Below are 16,724 nucleotides of genomic sequence, written 5' to 3'. Positions count from 1 at the left end.
GGCTCTCACACCCCTCCGCGCAGCCGGGCGCCCGGGTCGAGCGCGTCGCGCACGCCGTCGCCGAGGACGTTGAGGGCCGCCGTGGTCAGCGCGATCAGCAGACCGGGCGCGATCGTCACGGCCGGCCGGGTGTAGAGCAGCCCGAGTCCGTCCTCGATGATCGTGCCCCAACTGGCGTCCGGGGGTTGGACACCGACGGACAGGAACGAGAGCGCAGACTCCGTGAGCATCGCGAGCGCGGTCATCAGCGGGACGAACACGATGGCCGTGGGCAGGACGTTCGGCAGCACCTCGCGGCGCAGGATGCGCGCGGTCGGCGCCCCGGAGCCGATGGCCGCCTGGATGTACTCCTTGTTGCGCAGCACCAGCACCTGACCGCGCAAGGGCCGTGCGATGTAAGGCACATAGATCGCCGCGATGATCGAGACGGGCAGCCAGAGACTTCCCGCCTCGACGGTGAGCGGGCCGAGATGCAGCCCATTGGTGAGCAGGACGACCGAGAGACAGATCGCGAGCAGGTACACCGGGAAGGCCCAGATGACGTCCAGGACACGGGAGATGACCGCGTCCACGACACCGCCCGCGTACCCGGCGACGACTCCGACGACCGTACCGAGAGCGCAGGTGAGCAGCGCGGCCGTGAACCCGATGAACAGGCTCGTCCGGCCGCCGTAGAGCAGCCGGGCCATGACGTCGCGCCCTTGGTTGTCGGCGCCGAGGAAGTAGTGGGCGGGGTCCCAGGTCGGGCCGATCGGGGTGACGCCGAGGCCGAGGCCGGTGCTGCTCGGGGTGAGCACCGGCACGGTCTTCCCGTCGACGACCGTGGTGCCGGAGACATGGGACTGGAAGGGGTCGGTGTGGGCGATGTGGTGCGCGTACAGCGGTGCGCACAGGGCCGCCAGGACGACGAGGAAGAGGACGACGGCCGCGGCCAGCGCCGACCTGTTGCGCGACAGGTCGGCGCCGGCCGTCCGCCAGGGGCCCGGCGAGCGCCGGGCCTCCACGGTGGCCAACCGGGGTGCGGCGGTGCTCACTTGACCCACGTCTGGCCGACGAGCATGTAGAACTGCTTGCTGAACTGGTAGTTGCCCAGGCGCTTCGACGTGAAGTCGATGATCTTCGGGTTGATCAGCGGGACGACCGGCGACTGCTGCATGATCGCCTGATCGATCGCGCCCCACTGTGTGTTGGCGGCCGTCGGGTCGGTCTGGGCGGTCTTCAGCGCGGTCTGCATCTTCGCGTCGATGCCCTTGTCGCAGAAGCCCGAGATGTTGATGCTGGAGTCGCTTCCCGGGTGGAACGCGGCGCAGGAGAACAGCACGTTGAGGAAGTCCGAGGCCGCCGGATAGTCCTGGTACCAGGACGTCAGGGCCAGTTGGACCTTGTTCTTCGTGTTCTGGATGTAGGTGAACTGGATGTTCGCCGACAGCGGCTTGAGCGTCGCCTTGTAGCCGAGCTGGGTGAGCAGGCTCTGAAGGTACTGCCCGATCGACTTGTTGACGTCGTCGTCCTGCACGACGATGCCGACCTCCTGCCCCGCCGTACCGGACTGCTTCACCAGCGCCTTGGCCTTGGCCAGGTCCGCGGCCGTCCAGGTCTTGCCGCCGCCCTTGGTGTAGTCGCAGGAGTCGACGTGCCCGGGGAAGCCCGGCGGCAGGATCGTGCACGCGGGGGAGGCGAGGTTGGTGCCGCCGTAGAGCCGCACCACGGCGGACCGGTCGACCGCGTAGTTGATCGCCTGGCGCGCCAACTTGTTGTTGAACGGCGCCGAGTTGACGTTCAGCGTCGCGTACCAGAACGCGGTCAGCGGGTTCACATGCGCCTGGGCGGTGTACTTGGTGCCGATCTCGTTGAGGCGGTCGGCGGGCGGCGGGTCGAACATCCAGTCCGCCTGGCCGTTCTCGACGGCGGTGACCTCGGACTCGACGGTCTGCCCGAAGGTGTAGTCGATCTCGTCCGGGTACCCCTGCGGCTCGGCCTCCCGCGACCACTCCTTGAAGTGCGGGTTGCGCACCAGCTTCAGCTCACGGTTCGGGTCGTAGGAGGCCGCCATGTAGGGGCCGGTCGTCGGCAGCGGCTTCGTTCCCGCGTCCTTCGTCGGCGAGTCCTTCGGCACGATGCTGGCGTGCGGGACGGCCAGTTTGTACGGGAACTCCGAGTCCGGCGCGGTGAGGTTGATGGTGACCGTGTTCGCGGTCGCGTCGCCGGTCACACCGCCCTTGAGGGTGCAGGACGCGGGTGTCTTCAGGCAGGCGGCGGCGCCGACGATGCCGTTGTAGAAGGTGCCCGCGGTGGGGCTGGAGACCTTGAAGATGCGCTGGAAGGACGCCACCACGTCGTCGGTGGTCAGTGCCTTGCCGTTGGAGAAGGTGATGCCCTTGCGGAGCGTGAAGGTGTACGTCTTCCCACCGTTGGTGACCTTGGGCATCGCCGCTGCGAGGTCCGGGACGACCGTGAACGACGACTGGCCGCCGACCTTCTTGAACGACAGCAGCCCGTCGTACATCGACTGGTACAACTGCCAGTACTGGAGCGTGTAGTTGACCTGCGGATCGAAGCTTCCGGCGGCCGCGTGGGCGACCAGCTTCAGGGTGCCGCCCTTGTGCTGCGGCAGAAAGGCCGTGGAGCCGGCCGTGGACGAGGAAGCGGACGTGCTCGCGTCGGCGGAGGAACCGCTGTCGGAGGACGAACAGGCGGCGGTGGTCAGGGCGAGGGCGACGGTGGCGGCGGCGAACGCGCCTCGTCTCGTGCTGCGGGACATCCAGGGAACTCCCGTCGGGGGAACGGCGGTTGGGGCGGCCGGGTGATCAGTTGGGTGATCAGTCGGTGGAATCGAGGAAGGTGCCCACGACCCGGAGGTAGAGCTCTTCCTCCTCGACGTGCGGCATATGGCTGGAGCGCTCGAACATGTGCCAGCGCACGTCGGGGATGTGGTCGGCGAAAGGCCGCAGCGTCTCGGGCGTCGCCTCGTCGTAGCGTCCGGACACCAGCAGGGTCGGTGCCTCGACCAGATGCAGCCGGTCGATCACGGACCAGTCCTTGAGCGTGCCGACGACATGGAACTCGTTGGGCCCGTTCATCGTGTGGTACACGGTCGGGTCGGCCGCGATGTTCTCCCAAGTGGCCTGCACCTCGGGCGGGTTGGGGGTCAGACGGCACACATGGCGCTCGTTGAAGACCTGCTCGGCGGCGACGTAGTCGGGGTGGTCGGTGGTCCCGGCCGCCTCGTGGGCGAGCAGGGTGCGCTGGACCTCGCGCGGGAGCCGGCCGCGCAGTTCGGCCGCCGCGGCGAGCCACAGCTCCATGGACGCGGGGGAGTTGGCGATGACCAGACCGCGCAGCCCGGCGGGACGCCGTACCGCGTGCTCGGCGGCGAGCATGCCGCCCCAGGACTGCCCGAGGAGGTGATAGGCATCGGTGATGCCCAATTCCTTGAGGAGATTGTCGAGTTCGTCGAGGAAGAGCTGGACGGTCCAGAAGTCGGCGCCCTCGTCGGGCAGATGCGTGGACAGTCCGGTGCCGAGTTGGTCGTAGTGCACCACTGGGCGCCCCTGCTCGGCGATGCCCGCGATGCTGAGGGTGTAGTTGTGACCGGCGCCGGGTCCTCCGTGCAGGACGACCAAGGGGGTCCGGCCGGGCTCGCCGGTGATCCGGTACCAGGTGGAATGCCCGTTGAAGTCGACGGTGCCGGTGTGCTGTGGTTCGGGAATCGCCACGCGAGGGCCTCCCAGTCGGGCCGGACGCGAGCCGACCGCTGGCTGAAACGGAAAAGGAAGTGACGGATGGCTGCGATAGTGATTGGGTAAAAGGTCAGCGCACAAGACCTTTTAGTCGGGGCTGGGCAAGACGTAACAGCGAGTTCACACGGCCCGTCCGCGTTTACAGCGGCGGCATTCAAGGGGGAGGACAACTGACATCCGCACCTGAGGCATCCGAAGCGGGCGACGAGTTCTCCCGCGTGCTCGACCGCGTCCTCCTCGGCGGCGGCGGCTCACCGTCCTCCGCGCTGCGCCCGGTGCGGGTCGCCTCGGCGGTCGACGAGGTGTCCGACCGGCTGCTCACCGCGATCGCCGTCGGCGACTTCCTGCCCGGCGAACGACTGCCGGCCGAACGCGAACTCACCGGGCTGCTGCACGTCAGCCGCCCCACCGTGCGCGAGGCGGTGGCCCGCCTCCAGGCCGTCGGTGTGGTCGAGATCCGCCGCGGCCGCAACGGTGGGACCTACGTCCGCGACAGCTGGACCGAGTCGACGGCGGCCGCGGTCCGGCACACGCTGCTGCCCCGCTGGGAGGAGTTCGAGCAACTCTTCGATCTGCGCGGCCTGGTGGAGGGCATGGTCGCCGCCACGGCCGCCCGGCGCCGTAGCGCGAAGGACCTCGAACCCATGCGGGACGCCCTGACCGCCTACCTCTCCGCGAGCACCCAGCGCGACGCGCACACCGCCGACAGCGCCTTCCACCAGGCCGTCCGCGCCGCCACCGGCAACCCCCAGATCGTCATGCTCAGCCAGGACCTGCTGGCCCGCATCAGCCTCGGCTTCCCGGTCGAACCCTGGGGCAAGGGTGAGCAGACCCACTTCCACCAGGGCGGCGAGGACCACAAGGCCCTGTACGAGGCCATCGCCGGGGGCGAGCCCGAGCGGGCCGAGGAGATCGCCCGGGGCCACTTCACGATCAGCGCCGACCTGATCCGTGACGTACTGGAACGGGTCCGGGCCCGCTAACCGGTCGTCAACTCCCTTACGTTACTGGGGACTTCAGCCACACCGCCGACCCGCACCACGGGCCGCCCGCTCGCCGTGATCGTGGCCGGGCTGCCCATTGAGTCGCCCATGTCGACGGCGATCCCGGTGACGCCCCGGCCGGCCAGGTCCGCGGCGAGGCACGCGGTGCTGTTGGCGTTCGCGATGTCCTCCGGGACACCGATCGACGGCGCGAACATCCGCGCCGCGATCCGACCGGTGGGGGTCGGCACCGAGTAGACGTAGCAGCCTAGGAGTCCGAAGCGGTCGCAGGCCGCGCGCAGCGCCTCGAAGTCCGGTGCGAGCGCGGCGAGTTCGGAGCGCGAGGCGACCGGGACGAGCAGCCGCTCCCGCCCGACCGAGGCCACGCGGACACCCGGAACGAGCGCGTCCGGGCTGACGCCCAGCGTGGGCAGGACGAGCGCGCACTCATTCGGGGTCGGCTCGCGCAACGCGACGGGACCGGGCTCGAAGACGGCACGGAACCGCGACCCCTCCCGTACGGCCCGGCCCGCGAACGAACGCCCGGCGGCACGCAGGGTGCCCCGGTACTCCGCGCCTCCGGCGCGCGCCGCGAGGAAGGCCAGGGCGGCGACCGTGCCGTGGCCGCACGCGGGCAGTTCGCCCCCGGCGGTGAAGAAGCGGAGCGACACCTCGGACCCGCGCACGGCCACGAACACGGCGTGCGAGGTCCCCGCGAGGACCGGCACCCGGCACCGCTCGTCGTCGCTCAACGGCACCTCGTCCAGCACCGCGGTGGGACTCCCGCCGGTGCCCTCGCGCAGACACGCGCGGACGATGCTGACGGACAGTCGGCTGATCACGCGAGAACCGTACTATGTTCGTCGCAACATCAGACATTCGGAGCAAATATGCCAAAAACGGATGAGCTGCTTGATGTGACGGAGACGGCGATCCCGGCCGCCGTCCATCCACCCGAGCGACGGCGCCGCGCTCTTCGCAGACCCCCGCCCACCGTGTTCGTCCTCTCGCTCGGCCTGGCGGCGGCCGTACTCGTGGTGTCGGGCACGCCATGGCTGAACGGCCCCGCCGTGGCGGCCTGGCGCACCGTCTGCCTGGCCATCACCGTGCAGGCGCTGCCCTTCCTCCTCCTGGGCACCGCCCTGTCCGGGGCCATCAACGCCTTCGTCCCGGCGGACCTGTTCACCAAGGTGCTGCCCAAGCGCCCCGCGCTCGCCGTGCCGGTCGCGGGGATCGCGGGCGTGGTCCTGCCGGGCTGCGAATGCGCGTCCGTGCCCGTCGCGAACAGCCTGATCCGCCGGGGCGTCACCCCGGCCGCCGCCTTCGCGTTCCTGCTCTCGGCGCCCGCGATCAACCCGATCGTGCTGACCGCCACCGCCGTCGCCTTCCCCGGCAGCCCCGCCATGGTGCTGGCCCGGCTGCTCGCCTCGCTCGCCACGGCGGCCGTGATGGGCTGGCTGTGGCTGTTCTTCGGCCGCGAGGAATGGCTGCGCCCGGTCGTCCGGCACACCGGGCACCGGTCGGGCCACAGCCGCCTCACGGAGTTCCGGCTCGGCTTCCAGCACGACTTCCTGCACGCCGGCGGCTTCCTCGTCCTGGGCGCGATGGCCGCGGCCACCTTCAACGTGACCGTGCCGCGCTCCGTGCTCGACACCTTCTCCGGCTCGCCCTGGCTGTCGGTGCTCTTCCTGGCCGGGCTCGCCGTCGTCCTCGCGGTCTGCTCCGAGGCCGACGCGTTCGTGGCCGCCTCGCTCACCGGCTTCTCACCCACAGCCCGACTGGCCTTCATGGTGGTCGGCCCCATGGTGGACCTCAAGCTGATCGCCCTTCAGGCCGGCACCTTCGGCCGGGCGTTCGCGGTGCGCTTCTCCACCGCGACCACCGTCGTGGCCGTGGCCGCCAGCGTCCTGATCGGAGGCGCCCTCCTGTGAAGCGCACCGCACAAGTGACCCTCCTGATCCTGACCGGCCTGGGCCTCCTGCACACGGCCCTCTTCACCGACCTCTACCTTCGCTACGTCAAGGAAGGCCTGCGTCCGCTCCTGATCGTCTCCGGCGTACTCCTGCTGCTGCTGGGCCTGGCCCACGCGGCGCTGGACCGCACCCACTCCGCCGCCGACGACGAAGAGGAACACGACCACGGTCACGACCACGGCCATGACCACTCGTCCGCCCCCCGCATCGCCTGGCTGCTCTTCCTCCCCGCGCTCAGCCTCCTCTTCTACGCCCCACCCGCCCTCGGCGCCTACACGGCCTCCCACGCCGGCAGCGAGACCGTGAAACAGCGGAAGGGGTTCGCCGCACTGCCCGCGACCTCGCCCCTGCCGATGACACTCACGGACTTCACCACCCGGGTCCAGCAGGACAAGGAGCTGGCCATCAAGGGCCGCAGCGTCGAGATGACCGGCTTCGCCACGCCGGTCAGAGGTGGCGGCTGGGACCTGACCCGGATCATCTTCACCTGCTGCGCGGCCGACGCCCAGACGGTCAAGGTCCACATGTACGGCACTCCGGCCCCGCCCGCCAACACCTGGCTGGCCGTCACCGGAACCTGGCACGCACAGGGCGCACTCGGCACCAGGACCGCGGCGGCGGCCCTCGACGTCCACGCCACCCGGAACATCGCCCAGCCCGTCAACGCCTTCACGGACGACCTGCCCCTCACGCCGTCCTGAGCACGCGAACTCCGGTCGGCAGCAGGGGAGTTGCGCACCTCTCTGCCGGCCCTTCCGCCAGTCCTTCTGCTGGTTCGTCCCGTCGGGTTCATGTCCCGATCGCCTGGCATGTCCGAGAGTTAACGGGTCATTGGGGCACATGCGGTGTGAAGCGGGGGTCAACGCGTAAATCATCTTGTCATGAACCTGCGATCCGACGGACGGATCGCGGTCTCATGGAGGTGTTGGATGCACCGCAGACTCGCCACCGGTCTCGCCGCCTCGACTCTGGCCCTGGCCGCCGTCGTCGCCACCGCGACAGGCGCCACCGCCGCTCCCGCCGACAAGCCCCAGGTCCTCTCGAGCTGGACCCAGACCAGCTCGTCGAGCTACAACCTCTGGGCCGCGGCCCGCGCCAACCAAACCGCCTGGTCCGCCTACGAGTTCGACTGGTCCACCGACTACTGCTCCGACTCGCCCGACAACCCCTTCGGTTTCCCCTTCGCCACGTCCTGCGCCCGCCACGACTTCGGCTACCGCAACTACAAGGCCGCCGGCGCCTTCGACGCCAACAAGTCGCGGCTCGACAGCGCCTTCTACGAGGACCTCAAGCGCGTCTGCAACAGCTACAGCGGCGCCACCGCGACCGCCTGCACCAGTACGGCGTGGACGTACTACCAGGCCGTCAAGGTCTTCGGCTGACGCACCGTCAACCACGGTCCGGGATGCGGGATGTCGGCTCAGGCATCCCACAACTCGTGTTCCCGCGGCTTTGATCGAGGGTCAGCGCAACGCGTCGCGCAACAGCCTTGCGCTCTTGACCAGTTGACTCGATCCGGTGCGCTCGGCCACGGCCGTGACCTCGGGGATCTCGCCCTTGGCGCCGCAGTGCGAGGCGCACACGACGCCCAGCGAGAGGAACGCCCCCGCGCCCCGGACCGGCGTGTCCCGCAGCAGACCCGGGAGGGCGGCCGCCAGGACGGACCACACGGTGGCGTAGGCCCCCGTGTCGGCCGCGCTGCGCAGCGCGTCGTGCGCGCGGTTCGACTCCAGCCACCGGGCGCGTATCAGCACCTCGATCTGTTCTCCGAGCAGTCCACTGTCCAACTGGCCCCGCGCGGCGAGCACCAGCAGGGCGTCCACCGCCGCGTCCTGATCCATGCTCATGTCGAGCGCCAGCGTGAGGTGCACCGCGTATTCCGCGGGACCCCCGGACTCCGCCACGAGCGGCAGGATCCCGGTCCTGCCCCGTCCGGCCTGCGGAGATTCCATGTAGTCCCGTGCCATCACTTCGTCGCGGTGGTACGGCAGTTGAGCCACCCAGAAGGGCGCGGCCGGCTCCCCGAGCGAGGTCTTCCGCCGCCGATACGGCCCGAACAGCGCCGCCGCGGCAGACGGGAACGGTGGATCGACGACCACTCCGGGTCGGGTGGGCGTACACCACATCTCCCACGAACTGACCGGCTTCTGCTCCCGCCACCCCTCCCGGTGCGAGCTCTGACGCGGCAGTCCCCCCTCGCGCAGCCACCGCGCCAGCCGCCGCCCGGCGTCCGAACGCAGCCTCTCGGCCGAGCGCAGCGCCTCCTCACCCGGGGCGGGGGTCACGCGCAGCAGCGCCTGTGCCAGGTCGACCGGCGCGGGGGTGATGTCGAGATCCTCCAACTCCCTGATCCGCGCCACCAGTTGGGCGGCGTCCAGCGCGCCGGTGGTGTGGGTCGGCACGGCCAGCAGGAACGGCTGGGTGCCGGACTCGATGACGTCAATCGCCTCGGTCAGCCGCGCCATGAGCATGGCTCCGGCGAGGGAGGGGACGCGGGCGTACGGGCTGCCCCCGCGCCGTTGGACGGCGTTGTCCCTCGGCTCGTCGCCCCGTACCGCCCGTGCCACGTCGTAGAGGTCGGACTGCGTGCAGTCGTACCTCTCGCGGGGTGTTCTGCGCACGACCGGACCCAGCGCCTCGGACAGTGCGCCCCGATCGCGGTGGGCGTGGCGGACCAGCCCGTCCAGGGCGCGTTCGAACGGCACCACGTCCCAGTCGTCCGCGACGACCGCCGCGACCTCCTGCGCGACCTCGACGGCCGTCGCGATGGGCCCTGGCACCGGTCGGGGGCCGGTCAGGACGGGCAGTACGTCGGCGACCTGCTCCACGGCGTCGGTATCCCGGGATATGCCGAGCAGTTCGGCGGCTCGTTCCGCGAGGCCGGGGCCGAGCCGCCCGGCGGCCGTCCGCAGTTCCGGCAACGCCGTGTCCCCGGCACGGCTGAGGTGTCGGGCGACCACGTCGAGAGCGCGCTCCTGCAAGGACGCGTCCCGGTGGTCGAAGGCCATCGCCGCGTCGACCAGGACACGGGCGGCACGCGTAGGGTCCCGCCGGATCTCCCGGTCGAGCCAAGACAGTTGGGCCCTGACAAGCTTCTTCTCCGGCCGCAGCAGGAACCGTTCGCAGATCTCGGTGAGGACGTCGGGCTCCAGCAGCCCCGCCTCGTCCACCCCGGCCAAGATCTCCTGGGCGTAGGCGGCCACCGGCAACGACCCGTCCAGCAGGGCCACATGGTCCCGCACGACCACCGCGTTCTCGGCCGGTGCGGGTGCCAGGGCACGCAGGAAGGCGAGGGGCGGCGCCGTCTCCATGCGGGTTCCGTCCTGGAGGAGACGGCCGAGCGGACGCTCGACGAGTGCGGCGCGTTCGTCCGCGACCAGGGCGTGTTCCGACGGTGTGAGGGCCAGTGAGTGCACGATCTCCCAGCCGTGGTGCGGGTGCGGTGGATCATTCGCCAGGTCCGCGAAGAGATTGCGGACGAGCTCCTCGCGATCGATCAGGCCGTCGGCGGCGAGGCCGGTCAACAGGTCCAGCCAGTACGTGCGGTTGGTGACGAAACGCGCCGGGTGCGCCACGATCAGGGGCAGGAGTACCGGGGTGAAGTCGTCGGCACGCAGCCGCTCCGCCAGGTTCGCTCCCGGCGCCCCGCCCCGCAGATGTCCGGGCCGCTCGCCGTGGTCGCCCGCGCGGTCGGGCAGCCAGTAGAAGAGGAACGGGTCCGTCGTCGGCGCCGGGCAGCCCGTGGTCCGTACGACATGCTCCACGACCCTGAGCCAGCCGACGGACATCCGCACCCCCTGGTCGTCGAGCCGTGCGACCAACTCGGCCTGCCAGGCAACGGGGTACAGGTCGAGGACGTCGATCGCCCAGGCGTCGGGCCGGATCGCCTGATGGTGCCGCGCGAGCCAGTCCGCAGCGGTCTCTGGCGTGACCTGGCACCCCAGATCCGCGGCGTACCAGGCGGCGACCTCCTCCTGGGGCCGCTGGTACCGGGTCTCCTGTAACGCCTCCCGAAGGGCCGCCGTGTCCTTCGCGCACGTGGCGCGCCGCTCCACGGTCAGCGTGCCCAACTCTTCGACCACTGCGGCGAGTTCGCCGGCTTCCGCGAGTTCCAGCAGTCTCACAGTGCCGCCTCCGTCGTCTCGTCCCGGACCATGCGCGCCGCGAGCACATGGGTGCAAGGGCCGCGTCCGTCCCGGTACTTCGCCCACCACAGGCACGTGCAGCTCAGCTCGCCCGCGTCGTCGGCACGGACCAGATGGACCTGGTCGCCCCTCCCGACCCGGGTCAGCGCGCCGTCGAGCCGGACCGCGTCGTCGGCGACCAGGGCCCGTGCTCCGCGCAGCCGGGGGTTGCGTGTCTCCACGGCGCCCGCGGAGTAGGGCAGTTGGCGAGGGAAGTACGCCTCCTCCGCGAGGTCGTAGCCGATCTGACCGGACGTCCCCAGCACCGTCAGCGCGGCCCGGACCCGCTCAGGAGACAGATTGGCCAGCCGGGACAGCTCGGACACCTCGACCCTCGGCTCCCAGGCCAGCAGGGCCGAGACGAGGTCCGCGTCGTCCGCCGCCGGGCCGCCGACGAGGTCGTACAGCACACCGCCCTCACCGGAGAACCCCCGTGCCGCGTCCTGCGAGAGCAGGAGCGTCAGCCGCATGCCCGGCAGCGCCAACTCCCAGGCGACGGCCGTGGCCTGCCCCTCCGTCAGGTCGGGGGCGTAGATCCGCAAGGTCGTGGCGTGGCGCAGCACTTGACGCAGCGTCAGCAATCGGTCGGGTCCGGGCAGGCATACGGCTCCGGGTGCCGGTCTGCTCGTGGGGCGCAGGGTGCGGCCCGCGGGCATCAGCCAGCGCGTCGTGCGGCCGGCGGCTCCCGACCGTGGCAGTGCGCGCAGGACCGCCGCGGCCTCCGCCGCCGGCACCTCGGCGCGCAGGGTGAAGCCCGCCGCGAGCACCTGGGCCTCGGCGAAACCGCGCAGCCACCGCTCCGGCAGGGGGACCCGCTTCTCCACGAACCGGCCGTCGAAGGTCCTGACCTCCAACTCCTCCGGGCCGACGGTCAGTTGCAGGGGATCCAGACCGCCGAGTGCGGCGAGCGCCCGGCGCAGCGGGAGGTTGATGTCGACGTTCGTGGTGCCGTGGCCGATGTCGTCACCGTCGAGCCCGGGGGCGAGCACGTCGAGGCGGGCGTAGACACCGCAGCAGCCGGAGAAGGACTCCATCCGCAGCCGGTCGCCGTCGGCCGTCACCACCGGGTCCAACGAGGCCGGCGCGGCCGGCCGGTAGTAGCGGGTGGCCGCCACGTCGGCGACCGCCAGCAGTGCCGCCGCCGCGGCGGTCGGCGCGGTCAGAAAGCCGCTGAAGAAGTGCGGATGGGCCGCCGCACCGGCCGGCGTGGCCCCGCCGGAGGTCTCCAGCGCGAGGGTGCGCCCGCCCGCGGACGCGCGCACGGCCGACGGGTGCAGATAGGTGTAGGACTGTAAGGATGAGGTCACGCGGACACGCTATGGCCGGGCACCGACAGCAGCCGCCGGACTCGGAGACGTGGACGCGGGCGAAGCGGCACGGACGTCACACCGTGACGACCCTGAGCCCCGCCTCCTCGAACCGCCGCACCATGTCCGGCCCCACCGCCGAGTCCGTCACCAGCGTGTCCACCGACTCCGCCGAACAGATCCGGGCGAAGGCCCGCTGGCCGAGCTTGCTGGAGTCGGCCGCGACGACCACCCGCTCGGCCCGCTCGCACAGCAGCCGGTTGATCGCGGCCTCCGCCTCGTCGTGCGCAGCCGCGCCGTGCGTCACATCGAAGGCGACCACACCGAGCACCGCCACATCGACGGTGATCTGCGAGAGCACCCCGTCCGCGAGCGGCCCGACGAGTTCGTACGACTGCGGTCGCGCGACCCCACCGGTCAGCACGATCTTGAACTGGGGCCGTACGGCAAGCTCGTTGGCGATGTTGAGCGCGTTCGTCACGATGGTCAGCGCGGGCGTTCCGGTCGTGAGATCGCCGCGCACGGCCAGGGCGCGGGCCACCTCCGTGGTCGTCGTGCCGCCGGTCAGGCCCACCGCCTCGCCGGGCGCGACGAGTTCGGCCACCGCCTTGGCGATGCGCTGCTTCTCGGAGGCGTGCCGGGCGGTCTTGTAGCGCAACGGCAGTTCGTACGACACCCCGTGCACCACGGCGCCGCCCCGGGTGCGCACCAGCATCTGCTGCTCGGCGAGTTGGTCGAAGTCACGGCGGATCGTCGCGGCCGACACCGCGAGGTCGGCCGCGGCCTCCTCGACGTCGAGCCGCCCGCGTTCCACGAGCAGCTCCAGCAGCGCCTTCCAGCGGGCGTCGCGCGACATCCGCACTCTCCGTTCCTCGATTCTCCGGCGACCCTAACGCACACCACCCGCACCTGATTGCTTGATTGTGCTCGAAAGCTCGCTATATCTTGCAGGAACGAGCATTACTGGGGAGGGGTACGGCATGACCTATGTCGAGGACGAACTGAACAGCCAGCCCGAGTGCTGGATACACGCCGTCTCACAGGCGCCGGAGCACCGGGACGCGCTGCCGGCGCCGGGTGAGCGGGTCGCGATCGTCGGCTGCGGCACCTCGTACTTCATGGCCCAGGCCGTCGCCGCCCTGCGCGAGGACTCGGGCCAGGGCGAGACCGACGCCTTCGCCGCCTCCGAGTTCCCCCACGGCCGCTCGTACGACCGGGTCCTCGCCCTCACCCGCTCCGGCACGACCACCGAAGTGCTGGAACTCCTCGGGCAGTTGAGGGGCCGCACCCGCACCACCGCGATCACCGCCGACCCGCACACCCCGGTCATGACGGCCGCCGACGAGATCGTGGTCCTCGACTTCGCCGACGAACGCTCCGTCGTGCAGACCCGGTTCGCGACCACCGCGGTCACCCTGCTCCGCGCCCATCTGGGCCTGCACACCGACGCCGTGGTCGCCGACGCCCGCACCGCGCTCGCCGCCGAACTGTCCCAACAGCTCGTCGCCTGCACCCAGTTCACCTTCCTCGGCCGGGGCTGGACGGTCGGCCTCGCCAACGAGGCCGGGCTCAAGATGCGCGAGGCCTCGCTGTCCTGGACCGAGGCCTACCCGGCGATGGAGTACCGCCACGGCCCGATCAGCATCACCACCCACGGCACCGCCACCTGGATGCTCGGCGAGGCACCCGAGGGACTCGCCCAACAGGTGGGCGCCACCGGCGGGTTGTGGATCGAGGGCGGCCTCGACCCGCTCGCCGAACTCGTCCGCGCCCAGCGCCTCGCGGTCGCCGTCGCCGCACACCGCGACCTCGACCCCGACCGCCCGCGCCACCTCACCCGCTCGGTGATCCTCGCCCCCTGAAAGGACTGGAGAGGCCATGCCCCTCGTCACCACCGGCGAACTCGTCACCCGAGCCGCCGAGGCCCGCTCCGCCGTCGCCGCCTTCAACATCATCACGCTGGAACACATCGAGGCCGTCGTCGCCGGCGCCGAGTCCGCCGACTCGCCCGTGGTCCTCCAAGTCAGCGAGAACGCCGTCAAGTTCCGCAACGGCCGCCTCCTCCCGCTCGCCCGCGCGGCCGTCGCCGCCGCCGAACGGGCCGCCGTACCCGTCGCGTTGCACCTCGACCACGTCCAGAGCGACGACCTGCTACGACAGGCACCCGGCGCCGGTTTCAGCTCCGTCATGTACGACGCGGCCCGCCTGCCCTATGCCGAGAACCTCACCGCGACCCGCGCCGCCGCCGACTGGGCACACGCCCAAGGGCTGTGGATCGAGGCCGAGTTGGGAGAGGTCGGCGGCAAGAACGGCGAGCCGCCCTTGGCCCCCCACGCACCCGGCGCCCGCACCGAACCCGACCGGGCCCGCGCCTTCGTCGCCGACTCCGGCGTGGACGCGCTCGCCGTCGCCATCGGCAGCTCGCACGCCATGACGACCCGTACCGCCACCCTCGACCACGACCTCCTCAAGCGGCTCACCGCCACCCTGGACGTCCCCCTCGTCCTGCACGGCTCCTCGGGAGTCCCCGACGACGAACTGACCGCGGCCGTCGCCGGAGGCATCGCCAAGGTCAACGTGGGCACGGCCCTCAACCTCGCGATGACCGGCGCGATCCGCGCCCACCTCGCCGCGCACCCCGAGGCGGTCGACTCCCGCACCTACCTGAGCGCGGCCCGGGAGGCGATGGCGGACGCGGTGGCCCGCATCGTCGCCCTGCTCGACGGAAGGCGTCCGGCTACCGCTTGACGGCCTTCAGCACCACGAACTTCGAGTCGCTGGCGACCAGTTGACTGTTGCCGAACAGCCGCTTCAGCTTCACGTGGTAGGCGAGATGACGGTTGCCGATCACCCACAGCTCACCGCCCGGCCGCAGCGCGCGCCGCGCCCCGCTGAACATCCGCCAGGCCGTCGCGTCCGTCGTCGCCTGATGGGAGTGGAACGGCGGATTGTTGAGCACGAGGTCGACACTGTCGGCCGCCACCCCGACCAGCCCGTCCCCGACCCTGAACTCGGCATGCCCCGGTACCCCGTTGGCCTTGTACGTGGCCTCGGCCGACGCGACGGCCTGGAACGACTCGTCCACGAACAGGACTTCGGCCTCCGGATCGGCCAGCGACACCGCCGTACCGACGACACCGTTGCCGCACCCGAGGTCGACGACCCGGCGCAGACCGCGACTCGGGGGCAGATGCTGGAGGAGGAAACGGGTGCCGATGTCGAGGCGCTCGGCGCAGAACACACCCGCGTGGTTGACCACGGTCCGCCCCGACACCACACCGATGCCGTCCGGCAGGGCGTAGCTGTGCGGCCAAGGGTTGGCGGCACGCGTCCCCGAGGACCGTGGCGTGCAGTGGATCAGCCGGGCCTTCTTCTCGGCCAGCGAGGTCCGGGTCGGGCCGAGGATCCGCTCGAACAGCTTCAGTGTCGAGGTGTGGATCTCCTTCACCATGCCGGTGCCCACGACGACCGTGTCCGCGTGCACCGCGGGCGCCAGCCGCAGCAACTGGTCCTCCAGCAGCGCGAGGCTCTTGGGCACCCGCACCAGCAGGACGGCGACGCGCTCGGGCGGCGGATCCTGGGTGGTGAGCAGCCGTACGGAAGTCGCGTCGACCTCGTTGCGCGCGAGGTTCGCCCTGGTGGCCTCCTGGGTGAGGAACGAGTCAGTGATCTGCACCGGGCCGTGCTCCGCGAGTGCCGTGGTCAGGGCGCCCCAACGGTCGCCCACGATCACGACCGTGCCGGACAGCGGGGTGTCCTGTTCCGCGAGCTGCCGCAGAAGGTATTCGTCGGAGGCGTCCCAGGCGCGCAGCCGGTCGCGCGGGTCCTCGGGGAAGCGGGCCAGGGCGCGCTCGCCCCACGGAGTCGTCATTCGGTCGATATGGTCGTCCATCGTGCGCCAAGGCTAACCGAGTGCCAGCTCATGGCCGGTCGGGGCAGGATGGGCCCATGGACGCCGAGCTGTTTCCGAGGGCCCGCACGGAGGTCGCGCCGGGTGCGGTGCACCTGCCGGACTGGCTCGACCCGGACCGCCGGCGCGAGCTCCTGACGGCCTGCCGCGAGTGGGCCCGGCCGCCCGCCGGTCTGCGCACGGTCCGCACACCCGGCGGCGGCACGATGACCGCCCGGCAGGTGTGCCTGGGCTGGCACTGGTACCCGTACGCCTACTCCCGCACGACGACCGACGGCGACGGCACCCCCGTGAAACCCTTCCCGACCTGGCTCGACGACCTGGGGCAGCGAGCGGTCACCGACGCACTGGGGGCGCCGACGGCGTCGTACGACATCGCCCTGATCAATTTCTACGACGGCGACGCACGTATGGGCATGCACCGCGACAGCGACGAGAAATCCGATGCGCCCGTCGTCTCGCTCAGCCTCGGTGACACCTGCGTCTTCCGCTTCGGCAATACCGAGACCCGTACGAAGCCGTACACGGACGTCGAGTTGAGGAGCGGGGACCTGTTCGTGTTCGGGGGGCCTTCGCGGCTGGCCTATCACGGGGTGCCGAGGGTGTACGAGGGCACGGGGCCGGGGG

15 protein-coding genes are annotated in these 16,724 nt (G+C 71.0%); 7 read left to right on the top strand and 8 right to left on the bottom strand.

Going from position 1 to position 16,724, the window contains the following annotated elements; genetic code table 11:
* Positions 1-5 precede the first annotated feature (5 nt).
* The 3 genes from JHN63_RS25560 to JHN63_RS25550 are packed head-to-tail and all read right to left on the bottom strand — an operon-like array spanning position 6 to position 3,716.
* Entirely contained in the window at positions 6-1,034 is a 1,029-nt protein-coding gene (locus JHN63_RS25560; protein WP_200684662.1) for an ABC transporter permease, read from the bottom strand.
* Positions 1,031-2,761 (bottom strand): ABC transporter substrate-binding protein, encoded by a 1,731-nt coding sequence (locus JHN63_RS25555; protein ID WP_200684660.1) that lies wholly within the window; start codon positions 2,759-2,761, stop codon positions 1,031-1,033. Before JHN63_RS25555 ends, JHN63_RS25560 begins: the two co-directional genes overlap by 4 nt.
* 58 nt (positions 2,762-2,819) lie before the next feature.
* Complete coding sequence (locus tag JHN63_RS25550) at positions 2,820-3,716, bottom strand: proline iminopeptidase-family hydrolase (RefSeq protein WP_200684658.1); 897 nt, start codon at positions 3,714-3,716, stop codon at positions 2,820-2,822.
* Between the two features lie 242 nt (positions 3,717-3,958).
* Here JHN63_RS25550 and JHN63_RS25545 point away from each other — a divergent pair, with 242 nt between their 5' ends.
* Positions 3,959-4,723 carry an FCD domain-containing protein gene (locus JHN63_RS25545; protein WP_307781980.1) on the top strand — a complete coding sequence of 255 codons (765 nt, stop codon included), beginning with the start codon at positions 3,959-3,961 and terminating at the stop codon, positions 4,721-4,723.
* On the opposite strand, the gene JHN63_RS25540 is transcribed toward JHN63_RS25545, so the two are convergent.
* Entirely contained in the window at positions 4,720-5,565 is an 846-nt protein-coding gene (locus JHN63_RS25540) for a PhzF family phenazine biosynthesis protein (protein ID WP_200684649.1), read from the bottom strand. The two genes, JHN63_RS25545 and JHN63_RS25540, sit on opposite strands and share 4 nt — an antisense overlap.
* Positions 5,566-5,613: 48 nt before the next feature.
* On the opposite strand from JHN63_RS25540, the gene JHN63_RS25535 reads away from it, so the two are divergent.
* The 3 genes from JHN63_RS25535 (at position 5,614) to JHN63_RS25525 (ending at position 8,078) form a co-directional block, all read left to right on the top strand.
* Positions 5,614-6,654 carry a permease gene (locus tag JHN63_RS25535; protein ID WP_200684647.1) on the top strand — a complete coding sequence of 347 codons (1,041 nt, stop codon included), beginning with the start codon at positions 5,614-5,616 and terminating at the stop codon, positions 6,652-6,654.
* Positions 6,651-7,397 (top strand): TIGR03943 family protein, encoded by a 747-nt coding sequence (locus JHN63_RS25530; protein WP_200684645.1) that lies wholly within the window; start codon positions 6,651-6,653, stop codon positions 7,395-7,397. Before JHN63_RS25535 ends, JHN63_RS25530 begins: the two co-directional genes overlap by 4 nt.
* Positions 7,398-7,625: 228 nt before the next feature.
* Positions 7,626-8,078 (top strand): phospholipase, encoded by a 453-nt coding sequence (locus JHN63_RS25525; protein WP_200684643.1) that lies wholly within the window; start codon positions 7,626-7,628, stop codon positions 8,076-8,078.
* An 81-nt stretch (positions 8,079-8,159) separates the two neighbouring features.
* Here the strand turns inward: JHN63_RS25525 and JHN63_RS25520 are convergent, their stop codons facing one another.
* The 3 genes from JHN63_RS25520 to JHN63_RS25510 form a co-directional block, all read right to left on the bottom strand.
* Positions 8,160-10,820, bottom strand: coding sequence for a DUF6493 family protein (locus tag JHN63_RS25520; RefSeq protein ID WP_200684641.1), 2,661 nt, complete (start codon positions 10,818-10,820; stop codon positions 8,160-8,162).
* Positions 10,817-12,187: an SWIM zinc finger family protein gene (locus tag JHN63_RS25515; RefSeq protein WP_200684639.1), complete on the bottom strand. Its 1,371-nt coding sequence runs from the start codon at positions 12,185-12,187 to the stop codon at positions 10,817-10,819. Before JHN63_RS25515 ends, JHN63_RS25520 begins: the two co-directional genes overlap by 4 nt.
* A 76-nt stretch (positions 12,188-12,263) precedes the next feature.
* Positions 12,264-13,043 (bottom strand): DeoR/GlpR family DNA-binding transcription regulator, encoded by a 780-nt coding sequence (locus JHN63_RS25510; RefSeq protein WP_200684637.1) that lies wholly within the window; start codon positions 13,041-13,043, stop codon positions 12,264-12,266.
* Positions 13,044-13,167: 124 nt separating this feature from the next.
* Here JHN63_RS25510 and JHN63_RS25505 point away from each other — a divergent pair, with 124 nt between their 5' ends.
* Positions 13,168-14,049: an SIS domain-containing protein gene (locus JHN63_RS25505; protein ID WP_200684635.1), complete on the top strand. Its 882-nt coding sequence runs from the start codon at positions 13,168-13,170 to the stop codon at positions 14,047-14,049.
* Between the two features lie 16 nt (positions 14,050-14,065).
* A complete protein-coding gene (locus tag JHN63_RS25500) occupies positions 14,066-14,935 on the top strand; it encodes a class II fructose-bisphosphate aldolase (RefSeq protein ID WP_200684627.1) in 870 nt (289 codons plus the stop codon).
* On the opposite strand, the gene JHN63_RS25495 is transcribed toward JHN63_RS25500, so the two are convergent.
* The gene (locus tag JHN63_RS25495; RefSeq protein ID WP_200684619.1) at positions 14,925-16,058 is read right to left on the bottom strand and encodes a methyltransferase; all 1,134 of its coding nucleotides are present in this window, start codon (positions 16,056-16,058) and stop codon (positions 14,925-14,927) included. The two genes, JHN63_RS25500 and JHN63_RS25495, sit on opposite strands and share 11 nt — an antisense overlap.
* 77 nt (positions 16,059-16,135) lie before the next feature.
* On the opposite strand from JHN63_RS25495, the gene JHN63_RS25490 reads away from it, so the two are divergent.
* Positions 16,136-16,724 (top strand): alpha-ketoglutarate-dependent dioxygenase AlkB (locus JHN63_RS25490; RefSeq protein WP_200684617.1); only part of this gene is annotated, 589 nt, incomplete at its 3' end.

It is taken from the genome of Streptomyces sp. MBT65 (assembly GCF_016612545.1).
Taxonomy (GTDB): Bacteria; Actinomycetota; Actinomycetes; order Streptomycetales; family Streptomycetaceae; genus Streptomyces.
This window is presented reverse-complemented; position numbering and strand designations above follow the sequence as displayed.

Excerpts from the sequence above, each read along its gene's own strand:
- JHN63_RS25495 (WP_200684619.1), bottom strand. The coding sequence starts at position 16,058 with ATGACGACTCCGTGGGGCGAGCGCGCCCTGGCCCGCTTCCCCGAGGAC.
- JHN63_RS25510 (WP_200684637.1), bottom strand. The coding sequence starts at position 13,043 with ATGTCGCGCGACGCCCGCTGGAAGGCGCTGCTGGAGCTGCTCGTGGAA.
- JHN63_RS25535 (WP_200684647.1), top strand. The coding sequence starts at position 5,614 with ATGCCAAAAACGGATGAGCTGCTTGATGTGACGGAGACGGCGATCCCG.
- JHN63_RS25555 (WP_200684660.1), bottom strand. The coding sequence starts at position 2,761 with ATGTCCCGCAGCACGAGACGAGGCGCGTTCGCCGCCGCCACCGTCGCC.
- JHN63_RS25525 (WP_200684643.1), top strand. The coding sequence starts at position 7,626 with ATGCACCGCAGACTCGCCACCGGTCTCGCCGCCTCGACTCTGGCCCTG.
- JHN63_RS25505 (WP_200684635.1), top strand. The coding sequence starts at position 13,168 with ATGACCTATGTCGAGGACGAACTGAACAGCCAGCCCGAGTGCTGGATA.
- JHN63_RS25500 (WP_200684627.1), top strand. The coding sequence starts at position 14,066 with ATGCCCCTCGTCACCACCGGCGAACTCGTCACCCGAGCCGCCGAGGCC.